We start from the raw sequence: 5,755 nt of genomic DNA, 5'->3' as shown, positions 1-5,755 counted from the left end.
GGTACGGGGAGAGGCCGGGCGGGGCGGACGACGCGGCACGGGAGAAGGTCCGGGCCGAACTCGGCGTCACCGGCCGCCCGCTGGTCCTCGCCATCGGCCGGCTCGTCCCCCGCCAGGGGCACACCACCTTGCTGACCGCCTCCCGGGCCTGGAGCCGGCTGGATCCGCAGCCGCTGCTGGCCATCGCCGGGGAGGGCCCGGCGCGCCCCGCGCTGCAGCGCCGCATCGAGGCCGAGGAACTGCCGGTACGGCTGCTGGGGCGGCGCGAGGACGCCCTGGAGCTGCTCGCCGCCGCCGATGTCGCCGTGCTGCCCGCGCGTTGGGAGGGCCGGGCGGTGGTGGCGCAGGAGGCACTGCGGGCCGGGGTGCCACTGGTGGCGAGCGCGGTGGGCGGTCTGCCGGAACTGGTCGGCGACGCCGCGCTACTGGTGCCCTACGGCGACGCGGACGCGCTGGCGGAGGCGGTCGGCGGACTGCTCGGCGACCCCGCCCGGCGCCGCGGGCTGGCCGAGGCCGGGCGCGCCCAGGCCGCGACCTGGCCGAGCGAGGACGACACGGTGGCCCAGGTACTGAGCGTGTACGACGAGCTGGCACAGGGAAGCTGACCACCCTGGCCTCCGCCGTACCGGGCCTTCGCCGGGCCCGGACCCCGCGCCGGACCCCGCGCCGGGCTCCGGGCCCGGTCGGGTCAGCTGGAGGCGCGGACGACCAGTTGCGCGGGGGTGACGACCGGGGCCGGCCGCTCGCCGCCGGATGCGCCACCCAGCTCGAGCCGCCGCAGCAGCAGCTCCGCCATCATCCGTCCCATCCCCTGGATGTCCTGGCGCACGGTGGTCAGCGCGGGCTCGGCCCAGGCGGCCTGCTCCAGATCGTCGTAGCCGACCACCGCCACGTCCTGCGGCACCCGCAGCCCGCGGGCGCGCAGCGTCCGCAGTGCGCCCGTGGCCGTCAGGTCGTTGCCCGCGAACACCGCGTCGGGGCCGGGCGAGCGGTCCAGCAGCTCGGCCATGGCCCGCTCGCCGCCCTCGGCCGTGAAGTCGCCGTGGGCGACCAGGGCGGGGTCGGGCTCGGACAGGCCCAGGGCGTCGAGGTAGCCGTCGAGCCGGTCCAGGGCTGAGGTCTGGTCCAGCGGGCCGGTGATCACCGCGATCCGCCGGCGCCCCCGCTGAAGCAGGTGCTCCACCGCCTGCCGGGCGCCGCCCCGGTTGTCGGTGTCCACGTACAGCAGCTCGGGGTCGTCCTCGGCGCCGGGCCAGCCCGGCCGTCCGCCGAAGACCGTGGGCAGACCGGAGGCGTTCGCCATGGACGGCAGCGGGTCGTCGCGGTGCAGCGAGAACATCAGCGCGCCGTCCACGTGCCCGCCCGCCAGATAGCGGCCGATGCGGTCGTAGTCCGTGCGGCCCTCCAGCAGCATGAGCAGCAGTTGCGTGTCGCACGCCGCCAGCTCGCGGCTGATGCCGCGCAACTGCTGGGCGAAGAAGGGGTCGGAGAACACCCGGGTCTCCGGCTCGGCGATCACCACGGCGACGGCTCCGGTGCGGCGGGTGACCAGGCTGCGCGCCGCGCTGTTGGGAACGTAGCCCAGCTCGGCCACGGACGCCTGGACCCGGTCCCGCAGGGACTTGCGGACACCGGCGCCCCCGTTGACCACGCGCGAGACGGTGGCGCGGGAGACCCCGGCGTGGGCGGCGACCGCTTCGAGGGTGGGTCTGGGACCGTGCACGGGCGAACAACTCCTTCTCTCGCGGAATCCCGACGCTACCGCCGGACGCGGGGGGCCGGCCCGCTCCGCGGGTGAGAGCGCTTTCACGGCCCCGCCGTACGTTCTACAGCACCGTGGCACGGCACCGCCCGGCGCATCCGGGAAACGGACGTCACCGGGCGGTACCGGGCGCGGTCGCGCGGGTGGGCCGTCAGCCGCCGTAGGCTCCCGAGGCCGTCAGCCGCAGGGCGGTGTCGATCAGCGGAACGTGGCTGAACGCCTGCGGGAAGTTGCCCACCTGGCGTCCCAGACGGGAGTCCCACTCCTCCGCGAGCAGCCCCAGGTCGTTGCGGAGCGAGAGCAGCTTCTCGAAGAGCCTGCGCGCCTCCTCCACCCGGCCGATCATCGCCAGGTCGTCGGCCAGCCAGAAGGAGCAGGCCAGGAACGCGCCCTCGTCGCCCTCCAGCCCGTCCAGCCCCGCGTGCTCGCCCGAGGTCGGGTAGCGCAGCACGAAGCCGTCCGGCGTGGACAGCTCGCGCTGGATGGCCTCGATGGTGCCGATGACCCGTTTGTCGTCCGGCGGCAGGAAGCCCACCTGCGGGATCAGCAGCAGGGAGGCGTCCAGCTCCTTGGACCCGTAGGACTGGGTGAAGGTATTCCGCTCGGGGTCGTAGCCCTTCTCGCAGACGTCGCGGTGTATCTCGTCGCGCAGCGCGCGCCACCGCTCCAGGGGGCCGTCGGCCTCGCCGGACTCGATCAGGCGGATGGTGCGGTCCACCGCCGTCCAGGCCATGACCTTGGAGTGCACGAAGTGGCGGCGCGGCCCGCGCACCTCCCATATCCCCTCGTCCGGCTCGTTCCAGTGGTCCTCCAGGTAGGTGATCAGCTTGATCTGCAGGAGGCTGGCGTAGTCGTTGCGCGCCAGGCCGGTCATGTGCGCCAGGTGCAGGGCCTCGATGACCTCGCCGTAGACGTCGAGCTGGAGCTGGGAGGCGGCGCCGTTGCCGACCCGCACCGGCTGGGAGTTCTCGTAGCCGGGCAGCCAGGAAAGCTCCGTCTCGCCCAGCTCGCGCTCGCCGGCGATGCCGTACATGATCTGCAGGTTCTCCGGATCGCCGGCGACCGCGCGCAGCAGCCACTCGCGCCAGGCCAGCGCCTCGCTGCGGTAGCCGGTGCGCAGCAGCGACGACAGCGTGATCGCCGCGTCGCGCAGCCAGGTGAAGCGGTAGTCCCAGTTGCGCACACCGCCGATGTGCTCGGGCAGCGAGGTGGTGGGGGCCGCGACGATGCCGCCGGTCGGGGCGTAGGTGAGCGCCTTGAGCGTGATCAGGGAGCGGACCACCGCCTCCCGGTAGGGGCCGTGGTACGTGCACTGGCGCACCCAGTCGCGCCAGAAGTCCTCGGTCGCCGCCAGGGACGCCTCCGGCTCCGCCGGCGCCGGGGGCTCCTTGTGCGAGGGCTGCCAGCTGATGGTCATCGCCACCCGGTCGCCCGGTGCGACGGTGAAGTCGGCGTAGGTGGTCAGGTCCTCGCCGTAGGTGTCGGCCTCGGAGTCCACCCACACGGAGTCGGGGCCGGCGACGGCGACGGTGCGGCCGTCCACCTTGTGCACCCACGGCACCACCCAGCCGTAGGAGAACCGCATCCGCAGTGCCGAGCGCATCGGCACACGGCCGCTGACGCCCTCCACGATGCGGATGAGCTGCGGCGCGTGGTGCTCGCGCGGCGGCATGAAGTCGATCACCCGTACCGTCCCGCGCGGGGTGTCCCACTCGGACTCCAGGACCAGGGAGTCGCCCCGGTAGCGGCGGCGGCTGGCCGCCGGCGGCTCCTGGCCGGCGGGGTGGGCGGGACCCAGGCGCCAGAAGCCGTGCTCCTCGGTGCCCAGGAGCCCGGCGAAGACGGCGTGCGAGTCGAACCGGGGCAGGCACAGCCAGTCCACCGAACCGTCCCGGCATACCAGGGCGGCGGTCTGCATGTCCCCGATGAGTGCGTAATCCTCGATGCGCCCGGCCACGAGCATCTCCAGTCGAACAGTGGCTACGCCCCGTGGGACGTGCGGTCTTCCGTCCTGCCGCGCGGGCGGGCCCGCGCGGACAGTCTGAGCAGGATACGACGCGGCCAGATGTTCCGCGCCGAGGTCACCTTAGGGGTGACGGGGCCTTCCGGGTGACAACAATCCGGTGATTGACAACCTAGGTGTACGGCTTCGGTGACGACCGCCGGGACCGTCGCACGGGCGGACGCCTTGGCAGCCGCCCCGGTAACTGTGCCATGGTCCGGGCGGCGGCGGGCCGCGCCTCGGCAGCCCGGACGCGCCGCTGATACCCTGGTAGCCCGTGGAGCGGAGGGCACAACAACCCCCGAACCGCAGCGACGGCACCCCCGCCGGCCGAACCGGTCCGGCCGGGGCGGCCGCAGCGCACGTCACCTCGCGACCACGGGAGCCCCCTCTTGGCCATGCCGACTCGATCCTCGACATCCATGACGACCAAGCACCTCTTCGTCACCGGGGGTGTCGCCTCCTCGCTCGGCAAGGGCCTGACCGCCTCCAGCCTGGGCGCCCTGCTCAAGGCGCGGGGACTGCGGGTCACCATGCAGAAGCTCGACCCGTACCTCAACGTCGACCCCGGCACGATGAACCCCTTCCAGCACGGAGAGGTGTTCGTCACCAACGACGGCGCCGAGACCGACCTGGACATCGGCCACTACGAGCGGTTCCTCGACGTCGACCTCGACGGCTCCGCCAACGTCACCACCGGCCAGATCTACTCCACGGTCATCGCCAAGGAGCGGCGCGGCGAATACCTGGGCGACACCGTGCAGGTCATCCCGCACATCACCAACGAGATCAAGCACCGTATCCGCCGGATGGCCACCGACGACGTGGACGTGGTGATCACCGAGGTCGGCGGCACCGTCGGCGACATCGAGTCGCTGCCGTTCCTGGAGGCCGTGCGCCAGGTGCGGCACGAGGTCGGCCGCGACAACGTCTTCGTCGTCCACATCTCGCTGCTGCCCTACATCGGGCCCTCCGGCGAGCTGAAGACCAAGCCCACCCAGCACTCGGTCGCCGCCCTGCGCAACATCGGCATCCAGCCCGACGCCATCGTGCTGCGCGCCGACCGCGACGTGCCCGTCTCCATCAAGCGCAAGATCTCGCTGATGTGCGACGTGGACGAGGACGCGGTGGTGGCCTGCAAGGACGCCCCGTCGATCTACGACATCCCCAAGGTGCTGCACACCGAGGGTCTGGACGCCTACGTGGTGCGCCGGATGGGCCTGCCCTTCCGCGACGTGGACTGGACCCAGTGGGACGACCTGCTGCGCCGCGTCCACCAGCCCGACCACGAGGTGACCGTCGCGCTGGTCGGCAAGTACATCGACCTGCCCGACGCCTATCTGTCGGTCACCGAGGCGCTGCGTGCCGGAGGCTTCGCCAACAACGCCCGCGTGAAGATCAAGTGGGTCACCTCCGACGACTGCCGCGTCCCCGGAGGGGCGAGGAAGCAGCTCGGCGACGTGGACGCGATCTGCATCCCCGGCGGTTTCGGCGAGCGCGGGGTGGAGGGCAAGGTCGCCGCGATCACCTACGCCCGCGAGAACGGCATTCCGCTGCTGGGCCTGTGCCTGGGCCTGCAGTGCATCGTCATCGAGGCCGCCCGCAACCTGGCCGGCATCGAGGGCGCCAACTCCACCGAGTTCGACCAGGCCGCGCCCCACCCGGTGGTCTCCACCATGGAGGAGCAGCTCGACATCGTCGCCGGCGAGGGCGACCTGGGCGGCACCATGCGGCTGGGGATGTACCCGGCCAAGCTCGCCGAGGGCTCGATCGTGCGCGAGGTCTACGGCGGCGAGCCGTACGTCGAGGAGCGCCACCGCCACCGCTACGAGGTCAACAACGCCTACCGGGCCGAGCTGGAGAAGACCGGTCTGGTGTTCTCCGGCACATCCCCGGACAACAAGCTGGTGGAGTACGTCGAGTACCCGCGCGAGACCCACCCCTACCTGGTCGCCACCCAGGCCCACCCCGAGCTGCGCTCCCGGCCCACC

4 protein-coding genes are annotated in these 5,755 nt (G+C 72.6%); 2 read left to right on the top strand and 2 right to left on the bottom strand.

The features are described 5' to 3' along the window. Positions 1–605, top strand: a 605-nt coding sequence (locus tag L7D48_RS24865) for a glycosyltransferase (RefSeq protein WP_237882701.1), incomplete at its 5' end; no start/stop codon positions are given. Between the two features lie 83 nt (positions 606–688). Here the strand turns inward: L7D48_RS24865 and L7D48_RS24860 are convergent. Both L7D48_RS24860 and L7D48_RS24855 read right to left on the bottom strand, forming a co-directional pair. Continuing rightward, positions 689–1,723 carry a LacI family DNA-binding transcriptional regulator gene (locus L7D48_RS24860; protein WP_237882699.1) on the bottom strand — a complete coding sequence of 345 codons (1,035 nt, stop codon included), beginning with the start codon at positions 1,721–1,723 and terminating at the stop codon, positions 689–691. Positions 1,724–1,913: 190 nt separating this feature from the next. Further along, positions 1,914–3,725 carry a glycoside hydrolase family 15 protein gene (locus L7D48_RS24855; RefSeq protein WP_206348265.1) on the bottom strand — a complete coding sequence of 604 codons (1,812 nt, stop codon included), beginning with the start codon at positions 3,723–3,725 and terminating at the stop codon, positions 1,914–1,916. Positions 3,726–4,162: 437 nt separating this feature from the next. Between L7D48_RS24855 and L7D48_RS24850 the strand changes: the two genes are divergently transcribed. After that, positions 4,163–5,755 (top strand): CTP synthase (locus tag L7D48_RS24850; RefSeq protein WP_237882697.1); only part of this gene is annotated, 1,593 nt, incomplete at its 3' end.

Origin of the sequence: Streptomyces sp. ICN903 (assembly GCF_022015835.1) — a bacterium.
Lineage (GTDB): Bacteria > Actinomycetota > Actinomycetes > Streptomycetales > Streptomycetaceae > Streptomyces > Streptomyces fenghuangensis.
Note: the sequence above shows the minus strand (reverse complement) of the source record. Positions and strands in the feature narration are given on the sequence as shown.